This is a genomic window from Flavobacterium sp. 270 (assembly GCF_004368785.1).
Classification (GTDB): domain Bacteria; phylum Bacteroidota; class Bacteroidia; order Flavobacteriales; family Flavobacteriaceae; genus Flavobacterium.
This window is the reverse complement of record NZ_SODM01000004.1, coordinates 338,151-359,263: the sequence shown is the minus strand read 5'-3', so window position 1 is coordinate 359,263 and position 21,113 is coordinate 338,151. Positions and strand designations below refer to the sequence as shown.

Below are 21,113 nucleotides of genomic sequence, written 5' to 3'. Positions count from 1 at the left end.
TTATGAGCAAAACAAGTAATATTAACAGAGTCGATGGATTTGCAAAAGTAACCGGAAGCGCCACGTATTCGGCAGAATATAAAACAGACGGTGTAGTGTACGCTTGTTTGGTTGGAAGTACAATCGCAAAAGGAAGAATTAAAACCATTGACACCAAAAAAGCAGAATGGGCTCCGGGTGTTTTGGCGGTAATAACGCATTTAAATGTAGATAAACCAGCCGGATATAAAGATGCAAAAGATCCGCATAATTTTGGGCAGCCGTTACAGATTTTTAAAGACGATACCATTTTGTATTACGACCAGCCAATTGCACTTGTAATTGCAGATACTTTTGAGCGTATGCAATATGCAGCAAGTCTCGTTAAAGCAGTTTATACTAAAGAAGAGCATATTACAGAACTTCATAAAGCAAAAGAAAAAGATAAAGAACGAAAAGTTGAAGGCAAAAAAGGTGGTGATTACAACCGCGGTGTACAAGACGGTTATAAAAATGCTGATGTAGTTTTAGAAGCCGAATATACAATTCCGACAGAGGTTCACAACCCAATGGAATTAGCGAATATAATCGCAAAATGGGACGGAAATAAACCGACAGTTTATACTAAAAGTCAAGGTGTAGAAGGAACCCGAAAAAGCATTGGTACTGTATTCGGAATTCCGCCAACAGATGTGGTCGTAAATTCAGAATATGTTGGAGGTGCTTTTGGAATGGGTCTGCATACCTGGCCGTATGAAATCGCGGCACTTATGGGAGCTAAAAAATTAGGAAGACCGGTAAAATTAGTATTGCATCGCGAACAGATGTTTACCAATGTTGGACACAGGCCTTATACCATTCAGAATATTGGTTTAGGCGCTTCTAAAGACGGAAAAATTGTGGGACTTACGCATGAAGCTGTAGCACAGACTTCTTCTTATGAAGATTTTATGGAAGGCACAGTAAACATGTCACGATTTTTATATGATTCACAAAATGTTACAACACGTTATCGTATTGTTTCTGTAGATACTTGTACGCCAATCTGGATGCGTGGTCCGGGCGAAGCAACAGGTTCTTTTGCTTTAGAATGTGCGATGGATGAATTGGCACATAAGCTAAATATGGACCCAATTGAATTTCGTAAACTAAATCACGCTGATAAAGATCAGGAACAAAATAAACCGTGGAGCAGTAAACATCTTTTAGAATGTTACGAAGCGGGAATGGAAAAAATTGGCTGGAAAAACCGTAAAAATACACCGGCATCAGTTCGTGAAGGCGAATGGCTTGTAGGTTACGGAATGGGAACGGGAACTTTTGGATGTTATAGAAGTGCTACTTCTGTAAAAGCAAAATTTTTACCAAATGGTACTTTGATATTACAATGCAGTGTAAACGATATGGGCCCGGGAACGGCAACTATGATGACGGCAATTGGTACCGATATTACAGGTTTTCCCGCAGAAAATATTGTTATTGAAATGGGAAAAAGCGGACTTCCTAAAGGCCCAACGCAAGGTGGTTCTGCAACGACTTCATCTGTTGGTTCGGCTGTAAATGATGCTTGTAAATTATTGGTAACAAAAGCCATAACATTGGCTTCTCAGAATCCAATTTTTAAAAATATTCCTGCTGAAGATTTAGAATTGGTTGAAGGAATGGTTGTTTCTAAAAAAAATAGTGCTAAATCAATAAGTTTGGCTTCGCTTTTAAGTGAAAATAAATTAGAAGAATTAGCCGTAGAAAATGAATCTAAAGCAAACGAAGAAGCTAAAAAATATTCTATTTACTCATTCTCAGTGCATTTTGTAAAAGTTCTGGTAAACCCAAATCTTGGAAAAATAAGATTGGCGCACGTGGTTTCTTGTGCTGATATTGGTACAGTAATCAGCCAAAAAACTTCTGCGGGACAAATGTTTGGCGGTGCAGTAGGCGGAATCGGAATGGGATTGATGGAAGCTTTAGAAATTGATCACCGCTTCGGAAGACCAATCAATAATAATTTTGCAGATTATCATGTTCCTGTAAACGCAGATATTGAAAAACAAGAAGTTTTCTTTGTCAATAAAAAAGACCCTGTAAGCAACCCAATGGGAACAAAAGGTTTGGGAGAAACGGCTTTGGTCGGAATGGCGCCTGCAATTGCCAATGCCGTTTTTAATGCAACTGGAAAACGCGTTAGAGATTTGCCTATCACTTTGGATAAAATCATCGAACCATCGACAGCAACGGCTTAATTTGATATATAAAAATAAAATCCCTTTAAGGAAATTGATCTTAAAGGGATTTTTTTATTGCTATATAAATTAGATTTTAGTTTTGTTGAAAGAAGGCAGAATGTATTTCTGAATAATTTCATCACTAGGCGATTGCGAATTATAGTTTCCGCCGGTAATAACCGTAATCATATTTTGTTCTTCCCAAACATAAATTTTTTGGCCACCGTTTCCTTGTGCGGCTTTTCCAGTGTATTTTACGCCATCAACCATAAGGTATTTCAGCCACCATAAAAAACCGTAATTTACGCCTTGTACAACAGATTGTTTGGTGAATGATTCATTTACCCATTCTTTTGAAATAACCTGTTTGCCGTTCCAAATTCCTTTGTTAAGATAGAGCAAACCAAATTTCGCCATATCTCTCGAATTTAAATAAACCTGACAAAAAGTTTCGGCACTTGATGCATCTGGTTTGAAATTCCATGTGAAATTTTTAATACCTAAATCTTTAAAAAGTGTTTGTTTTGCAAATTCAGGCAAAGGCATTTTTGTTGCTTTTTCGATAATTCGGCCCATTGTAATTGGATTGCCGGAACAATACATTCCTTTTCCTCCCGGCACATCAACCATTGGTAAATCTAAAGTAAATTGAATCCAATCTTGCGAATTGTTCATCGTGGTTTCATTTCCTTCTGATTTTGGATTGCTTACATCACAATCCAGTCCGCTTTGATTGGTTAAAAGGTTTTTGATCGTGATTGCTCTTTTGTCCTCATTAAGGTTTTTAAAAGTATATTCTGGAAAGAAAGAAAGCACGGTTTCATCTTTGCTTTTTATCAAACCTTTATCGATTGCAATTCCGGTCAAAGCCGAAACGAAGCTTTTTGTTGCAGATCGTAATTCGTGCAGTTTTCCTTTGTTATATTCATAGAAATATTCTTCAAAGACTAATTTGCCATCTTTTATGATTAAAACACTATGAACGTTTGGATAAGTCCCGTCCACAATTTTTTGCATCATTTCATTCAGCAAAGTTTTATCTAAACTTGTTTTGTCAATATTACCAGTGAGAATACCATCGAGATCTTGTTTGGGTTGTTGGTACACGTATTTGTAATCTTTTGGTTTCGCGTACCACATTTCTCTAGGAAAAACTATTTTTTTATTAATCAGATTAAAATTATTTCCATCAGAAGAATAACCAGAAACAACATTCGCTTTTCTGACGAAAGTTACTTTTTCCTTCGACATATTTAAAAAAACGTCTTTTTCAGATGGAGTCAATTTGTATCTGCTTTCGTTTATAATAGCATAAAGAAGCGTGTCTTTTGGCGAAGCGGCAATTTTTAGAGTTCCTTTATTGGTGTACTCATAAATACCTTCATATTCTTTTAATTGTTCGTAAGTAGTTTTAAATTTTTGTTGGGAGTAGGTGGCATAAATCGTCAATAAAAATAACAGAGGCAAGTGGTATTTTTTCATATTGTGGCTTTAAAATATTGGTGGTTAGTTAATTGAAGGTAATTTAACTAAAAAAGAGACACTTAATTAACATTTAGTGTCTCTTTTTTTGAAAAATTATTTTTTTATGCCTTATTTGATCGTAATAGGAAGCTCAACAGTTGTTTTGTCCCATCCAATAACAAGATTTGCAACAGAACCTTCAGTAGTAAAAGCAATAGATAAAGCTTCGATTACATCAGAAACTGGTTTTACCGGTACAGAAACTTTTACAAGATCTTTGCTTTCGTCATACGCGTACGCGCCCCAAAGATCAGTTTCTTTATTGATAATGATCGTCCATTTGTCTTTTTCTGGAATAGCAAACAAACTGTAAGATCCAGCAGGAACTTTTACACCATTGATAGTTACCGCTTTGTAAAATTTGATTTCAGTGTTTTCGTTGGCACCAACTCTCCAAACTTCACCAAATTTAATTAAATCACCAAAAATAGTTCTTCCTTTTACAGAAGGTCTAGAGTAGATCACTTTAATAACTGGAGCAGGAGTATCTGTTTTTTTGAATTTTACAGATTTATTTGGGAAATAAGCAATATCAGCTGGACTTCCGTCTAATGGTGGAAACTTAACAGCCTGAGCATTAACTGAAATAGCAGTAAATAAAACAACTGCTAATAAACATAATTTTTTCATAGGATTACAATTTTTAGAATTACTACAAAGTAAGTTAATAATGAAGAAAAATCATATAAATATAAGCCTGTTTTTTGTTAATGAATTGGTAACAGTCTTAATTTTTTTTCATTTTATTCGCTGAGGAATTTTCTTCTTCTTTTTTCTTCTTAGCGTAATAATCCTGCATGATATAAAAAGCTTTCTTTTTTTCGCCGTCATTAGAAATCAAACCTTTTCGGTTGTATCCGTCTTGAATGCCCGGAAGCAGTCTTTTTGGAGATCTAAAATCAACCAGAATCCACGGACTTAAACCGCTTATATGAGGAATTTTGTCGATCATTTTCAAATTCTGAATGTACAAGTATTCCTGATATTCTTCTGTCCAGCGTTCATTTTTTTCTCCGTGAAAACCTGCTTTTGCATCGCCTCCAAACTCAGAAACAATAATAGGTTTATTGTATTTGGTTTTCCAGACTTTCTTTTCTGCATCTTCCAGATTACCGCCGTACCAGCCTAAATATTGGTTGAATGCAATAATATCCAAATACTGGCCAATTTCGTCATCAATAGTTTCATTCTTAGTTAATAATGCCGCACTGATTAATCTGGTATTGTCTAAAGATTTGGTATGTGTAACCAGGTTTTTGATAAACTCGTTTCTCGCATCAGAAATTGGAGTTTCATTTGCCATCGACCAAATAATAATACAAGCTCTGTTTTTATCTCTGGTAATCGCAGCTGTTAATTGATCCTGAGCATTGTCATACGTTTCTTTTCTGGTAAATTGAACGGACCAATACACCGGAATTTCTTCCCAAACCATGATTCCCAATTTATCAGCCTCTCTAATAATGTTTTCGTTATGCGGATAATGTGCCAGACGTACATAATTACATCCCAATTCTTTTGCCCAGTTTAATAAACGTAAAGCATCTTCTTCAGAATTCGCACGTCCGCCTTTTGCATTTTCTTCGTGAATAGAAATTCCTCTTAAAAAGATTTGTTTTCCGTTTAATAAAATCTTGTCTTCCTTAGTTTCAATCGTTCTAAAACCAATATTGTCTTTTAGTTTTTGTCCGTTAAAATCAATTGTAACATCATATAATTTTGGATTTTCCGGCGACCAATAAGAAACTTTCTTTACAGGAATTTCAAAATTTAAAATTCCGTCAGTACCCACTTTTCCTTTATAATTAATTTTTAATTCCGGAATCGAAACGGCAACTTGATTTTGACTTGCGTCTAAATTGTTGATTTTGATAAAACCCGAAATTTTACTTTTGTCTTTTTGATTCAATTGAATCTTATAATCTTCTATAAACGAAGCTTGTTCTTCAATCAAAGTCACATCGCGCGTGATACCGCCGTAATTCCACCAATCTGTATTTAGCGTTGGAACATCTTCTTTGTGACGTGTATTGTCAACTTTAATAACCAGAAAATTGTCTTTTGGTTTTACAATAGAAGTTACTTCATAATTAAATGGAGTAAAACCGCCTTCATGCGTTCCTAATTTTTTTCCGTTTAAATAAACATCAGCTTTATAATTGATCGCTCCGAGGTAAACAAAAAGGCGTTTTTTATCTTTTAAATCATAATCAAAAGACTTTTTAAACCAAACATTTCCTTCGTAATATTTAAGTTCAGGAACCTGCGAATTCCAGTCGCCAGGAATAGTAATTGTTGGTGATTTATCAAAATCATATTCTACCAATTCCTGTTTGTTTACTGCGTGATAATTGCTGGCAAAAGAGGATTTATTTGGTTTTTCTTGTTTGTCGTATTGATCAAGGTGAAAGCTGTAATAACCAGTTTGATAAGGATCTACAATGTAATTCCATACGCCGTTTAAAGATGTTGTATGTCGGTTTGGTACGTTAGAGATTAGGTTTTGTGCAAATCCAAAAATAGTGGAGGTTAGGAGTAATGCGGTTAGTAGTTTTTTCATTTTTTATTTTAATTGTTTTTGTATTTATTGCCACGAAGGCGCAAAGTTTGTTTCTCGCTCCCGATAACTATCGGGAGCGAGAAACAAAAACTTAGTGCCTTAGCGTCTTAGCAGCTAAAAAAAGCTTAAATTAATTAGCAATCTTCAAATATTCTCCTTTAAAATTCTGATTTAAAACCGTCATTTCAATCGGGGTATTCGGATTATCAGGAATCACTTCTATCGAAGCTTTTCCGTTTGCCATTTTAATAGATTCACTTCCGGTTGGCGTACCTTGATTTTTCATGGTTTTACCGCCTTTCAAACATTGAAAATAAACACTTTCTTCGTAATCCAGACAACGTAAATTATTATTATCAATGGCAATTGCCGTAACCAGATAATGACCGTTTTTCATTTTTTCTGCTGATAATTGAAGTGAAGTTGCTGTTTCATTTTTGTTGAAACGATAATTCACTTTAATGGTATCCGAAACTTTTTTTCCGTTTTTAGCTTCTCCAATGGCGATCAAGATATTTTCTCCTTTAGAAAAATTCACATCCCAAGTCAAACCATTTGCAGGATATAGCGCAAGATTTCGCTGTTTTTCTCCAAGTGATTTTCCTTGGTGAAATAACGTAACTTTCTCACAGTTACTAAAAACACTAATTGTTCTCGGTGTATTTTCAGGGCCTTGACGCTCTGTCCAAGTATGCGATTCGATATAAGTAAACGGTTCTTTTGCCCAATAACTTTTAAAAACATAAAAAGCATCTTTCGGGTTTCCGTTTCTGTCCACAAGACCTTTTTGGTTCATATACGGAATATCATCTTCGGGACGTAAAGGCGTTGCAAAATCTTTAAATGCCCACTGAATATTACCAACAAAATTCGGATCATTTTCAGAAACGTGTAAATGCCAGTCGAATAAATCAACAATGTAATTCTCGCTCCAATCACCAATCTGCGCAATATTGGCCACTTTAGTTTGCACAATTGCTTCTTCCCAGCCTTCAGCTTTTATGACATTTTCGCCTGTAACCGGATTTTCGCTGTGACGACCAACGTGACTGTCGCCGCCATATTCGGCATGAATAAAGTGATTGTATTCTTTTTTGTAAACATCAATTGCTTTTTGGTAGCTTTTGTAACTTCCAGAATACCACCCCGACCAGATGGAAGGCGAGAAAACATCTACAATATGCGAACCTTCATAATACTTTCTAATAGCCGTTTTTCTGGTTGGATCCATTTTATGTGCAATATCATTTAATTGATTTAAAAACACATTTGTTCTATCCGTATTATCACCGTCGGGAAAATCAGGAAGCCAGTTCATTTCATTACCCAAAGACCAAATAATAATACTTGGATGATTGTAGTTTTGGTTGATAATTTCTGCCAGCATATTTTTAGTATTCGTCTGCCAAAGTTCATCACCAATACCACCGCGGCACCACGGAAGTTCATCCCAAACCAAAAGTCCAAGTTCATCGCAGGCTTTATAAATTTCCGGATCTTGCGGATAATGCGCCAGACGCACAAAATTAGCGCCCATGCTTTTTATCAGTTCCATATCGGCGCGATGCTGCGCGTTGCTCATTGCTGCGCCAACTCCGGCTTGTTCTTCATGACGGTGTGTACCGCGAAGTAAAAGTCTTTTTCCGTTAAGAAAAAACGGCCCATGATCTTTAAATTCAAACCATCTAAAACCTACTTTTTCGTTAACGCTGTCTTTGATTTTATTTCCTTCTGATAAAATAGCAGAAACCGTATATAAATTTGGATTGTCTGTATCCCAAAGTTCTGGGTTTTTGATGTTTTCAAAGGTTATTTTTGAAGTTTTATCGGTAACAGGAATTGTTTTAGAAACTACTTTTTTCCCTTTCGGATTTTTAAGAATTACCGTCAATGATAAATCCTTTGCATTTTCTGGATTTATGGTTGACGCAATAATATTTAAACTCGCTTTTTTAGCGGAAACCTCAGGAGTTGTAATTTTTAAATTATCAATGTTGTTTTTAAATTTAGAAATTAACCAGACATCGCGCGTAATTCCTCCGTAAATAAAGAAATCACTTTTTTGAGATGGAATAACTTCGATGTCGTAACTGTTGTCAACTCTAACAAAAATGTCGTTGTTTCCTTCTTTAATTAAATTCGTAACATCAATTGTAAAACCAATATAACCGCCAATATGTCCGCCGGCTTCTTTGCCGTTTAAATAGACTTTTGTGGTAATATTTGATCCTTCAAAATATAAAAAATAACGCTGATTTGAATCAATTTTAGCAATGTTCAGCTTTTTTTGGTACCAGCTTGCATCGCGTCTGTAACCGGGATTTAAATCTGTTGCATCTTCGCTATTCCAGCTGTGCGGCAGGTTTATTCCAGTCCAGTTTTGTGCTTTTGCAGCATCGTTTAAGTTTGGCGTATTATTTTCTAAATAAAGCCAATTGTCATTGATATTGATTTTGGTTCTCATATCAGTGTTTGTCTGAGCAAAAATGCTGCTCAGACAAAACTGAAAAACAAAAATACAAGTAAAAAAAGACTTATAGTTGTGGGACATCTTTCTCATAAATTACAGGTCTTTTTTTCTTAATAATGCTTCTAGAAAATAGTAATCGGCATAAATTATTGGTTCGTCAATTTCGTCATGTTTTGGCCAGTTGCCGGTACTATGATCTAGAATAAATGGAGCATTAATTTCTTTGTTTAAAATATATTTATCCGAATGTAAGGTGTTGATTATTTTATCGGCATAAGCCAGATAACTTTTGTTTTTGGTATAGCTGTAAAGTTCATATAAACCAGAAGCCATAACGGTCGCAGCCGATACATCGCGCGCCGCATTTGGAATACTTGGGTCTCTAAAATCCCAATACGGAATTCCGTCTTCGGGCAGGTTTTTATCTGCCATAAAAAACTTTGCTGTAGCTTCGGCCTGATCGATATATTTTTTGTCTTTTGTATAGCGGTACGACATTGTAAAACCGTAAACTGCCCAAGCTTGCCCACGTGCCCAAACCGAATCGTCATTGTAACCCTGCAAAGTTGTTTTCTTTCTTACAGCACCTGTTTTTGGGTCGTAATCTATTACGTGATAACAGCTGTTGTCTGCTCTAAACTGGTTTTTTAAAGTTGTATTGGCGTGTTTTATGGCAACTTCCTGATACTTTTTATTTCCTGATAATTTTGAAGCTTCAAAAAGCAATTCTAAATTCATCATATTATCAATGATTAGGGGATAATCCCAAACCTCTTTGTTGAAATCCCAAGAACGTATAGCGCCTACTTTTTCATCAAAACGAGTGCATAATGTTTCTGCTCCTTTGATTATGGTTTTTTTGTAGTCAGCATTTTTTTCGACTTTTAAGCCTTCGCCAAAAGCGCAGTAAACTTTAAAACCTACATCGTGAGAACCTCTGTTTACGCTTTCTTTTTTGCTAAACGGAGTCCATTTTTCGGCTTGTTCTTTATATTTCTGGTTGCCTGTAATTCGGTATAACTGCCAAAGATTTCCGGCAAAGAAACCACTTGTCCAATCTCGCGAAGGTACTTTCTTTATGAGATTGGTATTAATGGTCATGCTTCTGGGCATTGACATTGAATCTACAGGATAATCTAATAACATTTGGTAACGTGTCTGCAGAAGATTATCTACTGATGTGGTGTTTTGAGGGGGTAAAATAACCTTAGATTTGCAAGCTGTTGTCAGCATTGCAAACCCAAGGATAGAAAAAATGAAACTAACTTTATTCATACTTATAATATAATTTTTATAACCAGTATTGTTTGGTTTTAAATTGAGGGCGTAATTTGGTGAAGGATTTAACACATAAAATTATGTCTCTATGTGTTAAAATATAACTTCACCTGAAAAACTAATTAAACTAACGTTTTAAAAACCATGATTATTTGGTTTTTATTTTTTTAAGCCAAAATCGATTTGGCGAAATTTTATGAGCTGATTTTATTTTCACGCAGATTTATACAGATTTAAGCAGATTTGCACAGATTTTTTCGTTTTGTAATCTCGATTTATACAGATTAAAAAACAATTTGCTTTATCTGCTTAAATCATTTTAAATCTGCGTGAAACCCAATATGCACAACAGCATATAAAATCCGTTTGATCAGCGTTCTAAATCAATAACCAGGATTATTCGGTTTTAAATTTGGATTTATTGCCAATTCTGTTCCTGGTAATGGAAATAAATAATCTCTTTGGGGATTAAAATTGGCGTGTGGTTCTAAACCTGACGGGCCAAATACTTCCGGACCGTTTTTAAGCCTTTTAATATCGTACCATCTGATATATTCAAATGCAAATTCTAATCTTCTTTCGTCGATTACCATCTTTCTAAAGTCTGCCTGAGATAATCCAGGTGTTACATTTGCCGGAAAAGAAACTAGTTTTCCTGCTTTGTTTCTTGCTCTTGCGCGAACACGGTTTACATAACCGTCTGCTTCTGATGTTCCCGGAGTAATTTCGTTTAAAGCTTCTGCAGCAGTCAATAAAACTTCGGCATAACGCATTGTAATGTAATTGTGTTGTGACGTTCTTCCGTTTGCACCTGCTTTTCCTGGAAAACGATAGTATTTTGCAATATGCGGACGTGGCGCTTTTTCGTTATCGCTTGATGGGAAAACTTGTAATGAACCGCCTGGGCCAGTTTTCTTTCTTATAATGGTATCAAAACTTACGGCTCTTCTGTAATCTCTTTGATCCCAAGTGTTGAATACTTTTAAAGATGGTACGGCAACAGAAAATCCTTGTCCGTAGCTGTAACTGTCATCTTTTAATGATCCTGTAAAAAACGCAGTGTAATCCTGACCGTAATTTCCTGAAACTAAGTTATTAAAATCTACTGTAAACAAAGGTTCTTTTAATGACGCTGTTTTTGTAGCATTAAACAAATCCTGAAAATCAGCATCAAGACCTAAACCAAATTTTGCTTCGTTTGTAATTACAAACTTAGATTCATCATACGCTTTTTGGTATTGTCCTAAAGTAAGATAAACCGATGCCAAATAACCTGCAGCTGTACCTTTTCCGGGAACGGCTTTTACTTTTGGTTTGTCTTCCAGCCATTTTTTTGCAAATTCTAAATCGGCAATGATTTTTGGATAAACGTCTGCTTCTTTGGTTTTGCTCATAGAATTTACCTGAGATACATCATTCACCACAAAATCAACATACGGAATATCTCCAAAAAGCCTTACCAAATGATAATAGGTAAATGCTCTTGCAAAATAAGCCTGCGCTACAATTGCATTTACTTTTGCAGGATCTCCCGGCGTTTTTTTAGCGCCTTCAATGGCTTGATTTGCTGCGGTGATAATGATATACGATTGCGGCCAAAAGTTGGCAACCAGCGCGTTGGTATCATTCATACTAAAATCATTTACATCAATTCTCGCCGCCTGTGTCGTTCTGTCGCCAATATCAGACATATCATCGCGAAGCATTAGGGCAATTGTAAATTCTCTTCCCCAATAATTATTGTGGGCAATGTTGGCAAAAGCACCGTTTACTGCCGCCTGTAAATCGTCTGTATTATTAAAAAAGTTATCTGGGCTAATAACTCCAACCGGATGTTCTTCTAAGTCTGAACATCCTAAAGCGAACATTCCTAAGAAAAGAAAAGCTATATATTTTTTCATAATGTTATTTTTTAAACTAGAATTTTAAATTAAAACCTGCTGTAAAAGTTCTCACATTAGGATAACTTCCGTATTCTAAACCTAAGTTGGTGTTACTTCTGGCGTTGGTATCATTTAGATAACTTGATTCTGGATCAGAACCCGGATAATTAGTAATCGTCCAGATATTTTGTGCACTGATGAAAAAACGAACTTTGCTCAATCCAATTTTTGAAACTACTTTTTCATCTAAACTATAACCAAGAGAAATGTTTTTTAGACGAATGTAACTTGCATCGTAAACAAATCTTGATGTTACTCTTTTGGTTCTTGCCGCATTTGCAGGAACATTTGTATCGGTGTGCGTTGGTGTCCATGCATCTAGAACTTCTGTTGTAGCATTGTTGTTTCCAGAAGCCAGTTCCATCAAAGTATAATTTAAAATTTGATTGCCTTCAGAACCTTGAAAGAAGATATTCAAGTCCAGATTTTTATAAGTGAAATCATTATTAAAACCGAAGATGAAATCAGGATTTGGATTTCCAATTAATGTTTTATCATTAGAATCTAATTTTCCGTCACCATTTACATCTTTAAATTTTTCACCGCCCGGAGCCGTTTCAAAGTTACCCGGAAGAGCCGTTTCTCCCTGCTGAATTACACCATCATAAACAAACCCGAAGAAAGAACCCACCGGCTGCCCGACTCTCAGGATTTGAGAATCTGTAGCAAGGAAATGCCCAGGCGTAGAGTTGATTAAAAGATCCTTATTATCGGCTAATTTTAATACTTTATTTTTGTTTGAAGAAATATTAAAACTTGTTGACCATGTAAAATCCTGTCCGATAAAGTTTTTAGTATTAATGCCCAATTCCCATCCTTTGTTTTCTAATTCTCCAACATTTTGTAATTGAGAAGCAATTCCAGAAACTCCCGGCAATGGTCTGTTAAACAACAAATCTTTGGTAATCGTTTTATAATAATCTGCTGTTATGTTTACTCTGTTGTCAAACAAACCTAAATCAATTCCGTAATCTTGCTGGTATGAAGTTTCCCATTTCAAATTCGGATTATCTAATGAAGTCAACTGAACCGCATTTACAATAACGTCACCGCTCACATCATAAATTTCAGAAAACCTAGAAAGTGTAGAGTAGGCGTCGATAGAAGGATTTCCTGTTGCACCATAACTGGCTCTTAATTTAAGGTTTGAAACTGTTTTACTGTCTTTTAAGAAATTTTCTTTACCAATATTCCATCCAATTGCTCCAGAAGGAAAAGTTCCGTATTTGTAGTTTTTACTAAAGCTTGAAGAACCGTCGCGTCTTGCTGTAAAAGTCAATAAATATTTATCGTCATAATCAAAATTCAACCTTCCAAAAGCCGAAATTAATTCAGTTTCAGACAACGAAGAAGTTGGTTTTAAGAATACCGTTCCCGCTCCTAAATTGTGGTAAGAATTGGTATTCGTTAAGAAACCTCTTGATGCAGCAGTAGAAGTTTCGCTTTTATTTTTTTGGTATGAATAACCTCCAAGAACCGTTAAAATTCCTTTTGAGATAATTTCTCTTTTAAATGTAAGATAATTTTCTGTCAGGAAAGAAGAGTTTCTGCTGTTACCTACAGACGCTTCTCCTTTGATATTTTTTCCTGCAATTAAAGTTGACGGAATATATCTTCCGGTTTGAGAATTAGAATCGGATAAACCTAAAGTAGTTTTAAACTCAAGGTCTTTGGTAATTTTATACGTTGCAAAAAAGTTATTTCTGCTAATGATATTCTGGATTTCTAAAACATTCTCCATTGCCGTAGCATACGGATTATCAATATCATCACCAATTGGCGCTGTAGAAGTATAAGTTCCGTCGGCATTGTAGATTCCTTTGTCCGGCATAAATCGGTACGCAGCAGCAATTACACCCGCAGCACCCGTTCCTCCGGCTCCCGTTTGAGAAATAATACCTTCTTTGTTTTGTTTGCTCTGAAAAGTGTTTAAACCCACTTTTAACCTGTCTGATAAGTCAGCTTCCAAATTACCTACAATCGTATATCTGTCAATTCCAGAATTGATAACAACTCCGTCCTGGTTGAAATAGTTTCCAGAAACATAATACTTCACCTTATCAGAACCTCCAGAAAAAGACAACTGCGTATTAGAAACCATTCCTTCGCGATAAATTACGTCCTGCCAGTCTGTGTTGTCAGTTCCCTGCGTATGTGTCGTAAAACTTTTTCTATAAGCCGCAAACTGATCTGCATCTAGTAAATGCAATTTGTTGTTTACACTTTGTACAGAAGTAGAATTACTAAACTCGATAACAGGTTTTCCCGGTTTACCTTTTTTGGTCGTAACCATAATAACCCCGTTTGAACCTCTGGAACCGTAAATAGCTGTTGCAGATGCATCTTTAAGAACCTCGATAGAAGCAATATCCTGAGGCGCCGGCATAGAAACTCCTGCAAAACCATCTACCACAACAAGTGCATCGCCGCTTGCATTGATAGATGTTCCTCCACGAACTCTAATTTTAATTGGCGCACCTGGTTCACCACCATTATTAGATTGTACCGCAACACCCGCAGCACGGCCTTGTAAAGCTTGTTCTGCATTTAACAAAGGATAAGCCGTAAGTTCTTTTGCTGTAACAGAAGATACAGAACCTGTAATGTCGCTCTTTTTACGTGTACCATAACCAACTACTACAACTTCATCAAGGGTTTTAGTATCTGGTTTTAAACTTACGTTTACAACCGTTTTATTTCCCACAGGAATCTCTATGGTTTGATAACCCACAAAGTTGAAAACCAAAACAGCATTTTTCTCAGAAACAAAAACACTGTAATTTCCATCCATATCTGTAGAGCCGCCAACAGAAGATCCTTTCACATAAACATTAGCACCCGGAAGTCCAAGCAAGTCTTCACTGGAAGTAACTTTTCCGGTGACTTTTCTCTCCTGCGCATTCATAACAATATTGGCCAGTAAAAAGCATACCAGCAAACACCATTTAAACGATTTGATTTTTTGTTTTGTAAACATTCACTTTTGGTTTAAGGTTAGATAAAATAGAAAAGCAATAAACTCATTCCTATTATGACCATTACAAATAGAATTTGTAGTAACAGGAATTTTGTTTTCTTGATTTTCATATCGCAAATGTATTAGGCGCAAACGATATAGAAATACAAAAAAGGGTATCTAAAAATACAGATACCCTTTTTTAACCCTTGAAAACAGTGGAATGTTTAGTTTGAAGCAGAAGATTTAAAGAATTTATCTGCAAATTGTGTCGGCGTCTCGCCATACTTTTTCTGGAAACATTTACTAAAGTATTTCGGATTATTGAACCCGACTTTATAACTGATTTCTGAAACCGTTAGTTTATTTTGTTCTAATAATTGAGCAGCACGTTTTAATCGTATTTCATGAATAAATTCGTTTGGTGTATAATTTGTCCATGCTTTTATTTTTAAAAATAACATCGTACGGCTTACACCCAATTCTGAACAGAAAAACGGAATATCAAATTGCTCGTTCGAAATATTTTCTTCTACAATTTTGAATGCTTTTTTTAATAGTTCTTCATCTAGTGAAGAAACCGTGATTTCTGACGGAATAAAATTATCATCACTGCTAAATTTCGCTTTTAATCTTTCGGTTGAATTTAAAAGGTTTTTTACGCGCAGTTTAAATTCAATTAAATTGAAAGGTTTACTTATATAATCGTCCGCGCCGCTTTCTAAACCTTCAAATTTATAAACCAAAGAAGTTCTGGAAGTCAGCAGAATTACCGGAATATGACTCGTTTTGATGTTTTCTTTTATTTTAGAACACAATTCTGTACCCACCATTTCTGGCATAATTACATCACTGATAATCAGGTTTGGTGCATATTTTAAAGCTTTTTCCAGCGCTGTTTTACCATTATCGGCTTCTATAATATTATAATCGGGTTTGAGCAGGTTTTTCATAAATGTGCGCAGCACTTTATGATCTTCTACAATCAAAATCGTTTTTCTTTCTTCATTTACCACAAAATCCTCAATATCTTCTGGTTCAGTGGTTTCTGAAGGTTCTAATTGCGCAGTATATTGGGCAATATCATCACTGATTTTAAAGTCTTTAATGATTTCACTTTCCAAAAGATGTTCTTTTCCTAGTGGCAATGCAACCGTAAATACAACGCCGTGAGAAGGTTTGTTAGCAACATCAATACTTCCTTTGTGCAGTTTTACAATGTTTTTTACAATCGATAAACCGATTCCGGTTCCTTTATTGTAGTTTTTCTGAACATTCTTGTGCATCGGAACTTCAAAAAACAAATCAAAAATTTTATCAATATGTTCGTCCGCAATTCCAACTCCTGAATCTTCTATGGCGATAAAAATGTTTTCGTCGTTTTTGGAAATTTTTAAATGAATATCACCGCCTTTCGGAGTGTATCTAAAAGCATTTGAAATCAAATTATAAAAAACACGTTCCAATTTATAACGGTCAAAATAAACCAGAATTTCTTCTTCTTCGGCTTCAAAAGTATAATTGTAACCGCCGTCTTTTGCATATTCAATAAAAGACAAAAAGATTTCTTTGGTAAATTTTACCAGATTTCCGTTTGCAGTTTCCAGCGTAACCTGATGATTTTCCAATTTTCTAAAATCCATCAAACGATTAATCAAACTCAAAAGATGATTGGCACTTCCTTCAATAACCAATAACTTTTTATACATTTCGTTTGTGCCGTTATAATTGGCCAAAATTTGCTGTAAAGGCCCTAAAATCAAGGTTAATGGTGTTCTAAATTCGTGCGAAATATTCGTAAAAAAATCTAATTTAGCCAGATTATTTTCTTCAATACGTTTCGATTCCAGATATTCCAGTTCTAATTTTTGTTTCAGTCTCGCTTTCGATTTCATAATCCAAATCAAGCCGTATAAACCCAGACCAATCACAATTCCGTAAAGCAAAAATGCCCAAATACTTCGCCACGGCGCAGGATTTACGGTAACAGTAAGTGTTGTTGGATTTTTGTTCCAAACGCCGTCGTTGTTGGCGCCGCGAACTTCAAAAACATACGTTCCCGGATTCTGAATCGCAAATATAGCTTCGGTATTTTTAGTCGTTGTCCAGTTATTTTCCAACCCGATTAAGCGGTAACTGTATTGATTGTTTTTGGATCGAATGTAATTTGGAATCGCAAAACTAATCGTGAAATTCGCTTTGTCATAATCCAAAATAATCGATTTGGTATAACCAATACTTTTTTCTAAAATATCGGCACTGTGATTCGGATCAATAGTTTCATTTTTGATTTTTAAATCGGTAATTAAAACCTGAGGCGCATATTTATTCAATGAGATTTTCTTCGCATCAAAATAAGTTGCTCCAGACGGACTTCCGAAATAAAATTTATTTGAAGCCAATTTCAGCGCCGCATTATCATTAAATTCATTACTCGTTAATCCGTCTTTTTGATCGTAGATAACAATTGTTTTTAATGAAGTACTGTATTTTATAATTCCCTGATTGGTACTGATCCAGAGGTTTTTATCGTCGTCTTCAAGAATAGAATGTATTGAAGTAATATTCGTATTTCCAACTCTTAAATTGATTCTGTTGAATTTTTTTCCATCAAAAAAATGTAATCCTTTTGCTTTTGTCCCCACCCAGATTCTCTTTTGGCTGTCCTGAAACAAAGTCAAAATATCATCTCCAGATAAGGAAGCTTTATCAAAAAAGTAATGTTTGATAACGTATTTATTTGGGTTGAAATTTTGTAACGGAATATAATTCAACCCGTTTTGAGTACCAATCCAAGCGCCTTTTTTCTGATCGATTAAAATCGTACGAACAATATTATTGGTTAAGAAATTGGGTTTTAAATTATCGTTTTCGATCATCACAAAACTTTTCTCGGCCGTATTATATCGAATCAAACCTTTTCCGAAAGTACCAATCCAAAGGATTCCGTTTTCTTCCGCTTTAAGCGAATAAACACCAGATTCCTTTAATAAATCATTTAATTCGGATGAAATTCTGTTGTCTTCAATTCTTTTTGATGAAGTATTGTATGCCGATATTCCTTTAGAGAAAGTTCCGATCCATAAAATATCGCCGGAAAGACACATCGATTTAATATCGTTTTTGATATTCTGTCCTGTTTTACTGTTGATGTACGAAACGTTTTCAGAATTTTTATTGTAAATCGTAATCCCGCCGCCTTCGGTTCCAAAATAAACGTTCTGATTTTTATCGGCAATTATCGAACTCACAACATCAAAACTCATCGGAATCTTTTTAGAATTCTGGTTGTAATTAGAGAAATTGACATTAGAAATATCCCAAATATTGACACCTTTGTAATAACAGCCAATCCAAACCGAACCTTTCTGGTCAATATAAACCGATTTTACTTTGTCGATTCCGTTGCTGTTATTGGTATTGTTTATTTTTTGAAGGCTTTTATCTTTTCCGTAAATATAAATACCGTCGTACGCGCCAATCCATAAAGAACCTTCGCCGTCAATTGCCAGCGAACGAATGTCGTTATTGATTTCGTTGTTTTTTTCAGCCGATAAAAAAGAAACAAAATGGTTCGTTTTTTTATCAAATTTTAAAAGTCCTTTGTTTTTTGTTCCTACCCATAAATCACCGGCTGCATCTTCGATTACAGACTGCACATTTAATAAATCTGCGTTGTTTGTAGAATAGGTTTTAAACGTAAACTTATTGTTTTTTCTACCTGTTAACAAGCATAAACCTTTTGTTGTACCAATCCAGATTTCGCCTTTTTTAGTTTTTAAAATACTGAGAAGATTGTTGCTCGGTAACGTATTTTGCTCTGTATCTGAATGAAAAACAGAAATAAACTGCCTTGTTTTTTTATTGTAAATACTCAATCCTTTTGAAGTTCCAAACCAGATTTCACCGCCAATTTCCCTAATAGACCAAACCGCATTACTGCTTATGGTATTATTGGTATTGTTGTGCAGATAGCGTTTAAAAGTATTTCTTACAGGATCGTAACAATTTAATCCATTGTAAGTTCCTACCCAGATTTTGCCTCTTTTGTCTTCTGTAATTGCCAAAATATCATTGTTGCTGATAGAGGCTTTGTTGTTAACATCATTTCTAAAAATGGTAAATTTACTTCCGTCGTATTTATTAAGACCATCGCGCGTGCCAAACCACATCTGGCCAAATTTGTCCTGATGAATGGCAATAACAGAACTCTGCGAAAGTCCGTCGGTTGTAGAGATGTTTTTTAATCTGTATTTGTTCTGCGACTGTAAATTCGCAGTAATAAAGATTAGGACTAGAAAAGCTATTTTGTATTTCATAGCGATTGGATTTTTATTTAGCCACAAAGGTGCAAAGGCACTAAGTTTTTATTTAAAAGTTTTAATTGTTTAATCTCGCAAAGTCGCTAAGGCGCAAAGTAATATCTTAATAAGTAAAAAAACTTTGCGACTCTGCGACTTTGCGAGATTATTTTGATACAGAACAGAATCATTTTTGATCCTTTTAATCTGTGGCAAAAAATATCATTTCAACCTTTTCTTCAATTGATAATCATAAAGAGAAGGAACTTTCTCCATAGATTGATTCAAAAATTCAACATAAGGATCAGGATCGTATTTTATTTCAAATTTTGCATTTCCGTTTACGCCGATAATCCTTGCAAAAGCGCCGTCTTTCATGCCGTAAAGCAAAATTGGTTTTGTTGTATCTGTTTGATTTTCAATCTTAACATTCAAATTCCAAAAAGTACTGAAAGGTCCGTGTGAAGGTTTCCAATATTCTGCGCCGCCACCGCCAAATAAGGCGTAGCTATTATTTTTATCCGTAGAAAAATGAACGGTAATATTATCAAATAAATTTTGATGATTCGCTCCCGAATGCTGATCTAAAACCGGATCTGCAAAAATCTCACAATCCTGATATACATTTTTGGTTGCAAACGTGTTAAAACTCAGCGGATGAACGGCTTTGTTATAGATCTTTAAATTCTTAACCAAAATATTGTGCACACCGCCAAGAGTGACTGTATAATGCGCCAAATGACTTCCATCGGTCACAATATCCTGAATGGTTGTATTCGCAACTTCTTCGGCAAGGATTCCACTGTCGGCATTTGTAATCGAAACATCTTTTACCCAGCTGTTAAAAAGTCGAGTTAAGAAAATAGCATTATTTCCCGGTTCCACATGATGTGCGACTCTCGGAATATCCGGAAAAGTGAATTTAATGTGTTCGATTCCAACTTCTTCCAAATGTTTCCATTCTACTAATTGCGCCTGATAACTTGGTTTTATAGCAATTGTTAAAGGCGTTTTTATAGTGATTTTTGAACCCGAAATTTTTGTGATTTCAACTTGTTGTCTTACGATTGGTAATTTAGGAAAATTCCAATGATGAGACCCCGGTTTTACTTTTGCACCTTTGTATAAATCGGTAATAATTTCGCCTTTTTCACCGTCTTTATTAAACAATTGTAATTCTACAATATCACCAACTTTTAGGTTTTTTACTTCAGAAACATTAATAATATGCTCGCCCATATTTCCAGAACTCACTTTCGCCAGATAACTTGGTGTTGGTTCATATTTATCCAAGTATGATTTTACACGTTCGTTTGGAATTTGTGTCCAAATAAAACCGCCTGACCACGCGTATTGCGAAAAAGGAAGATCAATATTATTTTCTGGTTCTTTTTGTCTTTTATCTAGAGTGGTTAAATATTCGCGAAGTTCTGCCAAAGATTCTGGATTTTTAAGATACATCATCGGTCTTGGACAATAAATTTCGGTTCCGTTTTCGCCAGAACCAGCACCTCTTAAAACAAAATTACTTCTTTCGATATATAAAATATCACTTAGAATAATTCTTCCGGCAGGCAATTGCAGAATTACATTTCCTTCGGTTTCTTTTGCTGCTTTTATGGCTTTTAATAAGGCTTTAGAATCGTCTAAAGCGTCATTGGCTTTTACACCAAAATCTGTTGCATTAATTATTTTTCCCTGAAAATCAGGAAGGCTTTTTTCTCCAAAATGATACCCTGCATAACTAAAATCAGGTAAATAATTTGCAGTAACTTTTTGGTTGGAACTTAATATTTTAGGGATTTCCTGTCCGATTGCATTCATCGAACTTAGAAATAAACTATAGCAGATTATAACGGCTTTGTTGTTCATGTTTGTGG

10 protein-coding genes are annotated in these 21,113 nt (G+C 35.2%); 1 reads left to right on the top strand and 9 read right to left on the bottom strand.

The window, feature by feature from the left end:
* The first annotated feature begins 2 nt into the window (after window positions 1-2).
* Window positions 3-2,219 carry a xanthine dehydrogenase family protein molybdopterin-binding subunit gene (locus EV144_RS16190; RefSeq protein ID WP_134150211.1) on the top strand — a complete coding sequence of 739 codons (2,217 nt, stop codon included), beginning with the start codon at window positions 3-5 and terminating at the stop codon, window positions 2,217-2,219.
* A 69-nt stretch (window positions 2,220-2,288) separates the two neighbouring features.
* Here EV144_RS16190 and EV144_RS16185 read toward each other — a convergent pair whose 3' ends face one another.
* The 9 genes from EV144_RS16185 to EV144_RS16145 form a co-directional block, all read right to left on the bottom strand.
* On the bottom strand, window positions 2,289-3,683 hold the full coding sequence (locus EV144_RS16185; protein ID WP_134150210.1) for a serine hydrolase domain-containing protein: 1,395 nt from the start codon (window positions 3,681-3,683) through the stop codon (window positions 2,289-2,291).
* Window positions 3,684-3,794: 111 nt separating this feature from the next.
* Window positions 3,795-4,355 carry a DUF2911 domain-containing protein gene (locus tag EV144_RS16180; protein WP_134150209.1) on the bottom strand — a complete coding sequence of 187 codons (561 nt, stop codon included), beginning with the start codon at window positions 4,353-4,355 and terminating at the stop codon, window positions 3,795-3,797.
* Between the two features lie 97 nt (window positions 4,356-4,452).
* Window positions 4,453-6,285: a glycoside hydrolase family 2 protein gene (locus EV144_RS16175; protein WP_134150208.1), complete on the bottom strand. Its 1,833-nt coding sequence runs from the start codon at window positions 6,283-6,285 to the stop codon at window positions 4,453-4,455.
* 130 nt (window positions 6,286-6,415) lie between these two features.
* Window positions 6,416-8,749 (bottom strand): glycoside hydrolase family 2 protein, encoded by a 2,334-nt coding sequence (locus tag EV144_RS16170; protein ID WP_243854688.1) that lies wholly within the window; start codon window positions 8,747-8,749, stop codon window positions 6,416-6,418.
* Window positions 8,750-8,848: 99 nt separating this feature from the next.
* Complete coding sequence (locus EV144_RS16165) at window positions 8,849-10,030, bottom strand: glycoside hydrolase family 88 protein (RefSeq protein ID WP_134150206.1); 1,182 nt, start codon at window positions 10,028-10,030, stop codon at window positions 8,849-8,851.
* A gap of 386 nt (window positions 10,031-10,416) precedes the next feature.
* On the bottom strand, window positions 10,417-11,934 hold the full coding sequence (locus EV144_RS16160; RefSeq protein WP_134150205.1) for a RagB/SusD family nutrient uptake outer membrane protein: 1,518 nt from the start codon (window positions 11,932-11,934) through the stop codon (window positions 10,417-10,419).
* Window positions 11,935-11,950: 16 nt separating this feature from the next.
* On the bottom strand, window positions 11,951-14,953 hold the full coding sequence (locus EV144_RS16155) for a SusC/RagA family TonB-linked outer membrane protein (RefSeq protein ID WP_134150204.1): 3,003 nt from the start codon (window positions 14,951-14,953) through the stop codon (window positions 11,951-11,953).
* Window positions 14,954-15,159: 206 nt separating this feature from the next.
* Window positions 15,160-19,251, bottom strand: coding sequence for a two-component regulator propeller domain-containing protein (locus tag EV144_RS16150; protein ID WP_134150203.1), 4,092 nt, complete (start codon window positions 19,249-19,251; stop codon window positions 15,160-15,162).
* Between the two features lie 204 nt (window positions 19,252-19,455).
* A complete protein-coding gene (locus EV144_RS16145) occupies window positions 19,456-21,105 on the bottom strand; it encodes a DUF4955 domain-containing protein (protein ID WP_134150202.1) in 1,650 nt (549 codons plus the stop codon).
* Window positions 21,106-21,113: the final 8 nt, after the last annotated feature.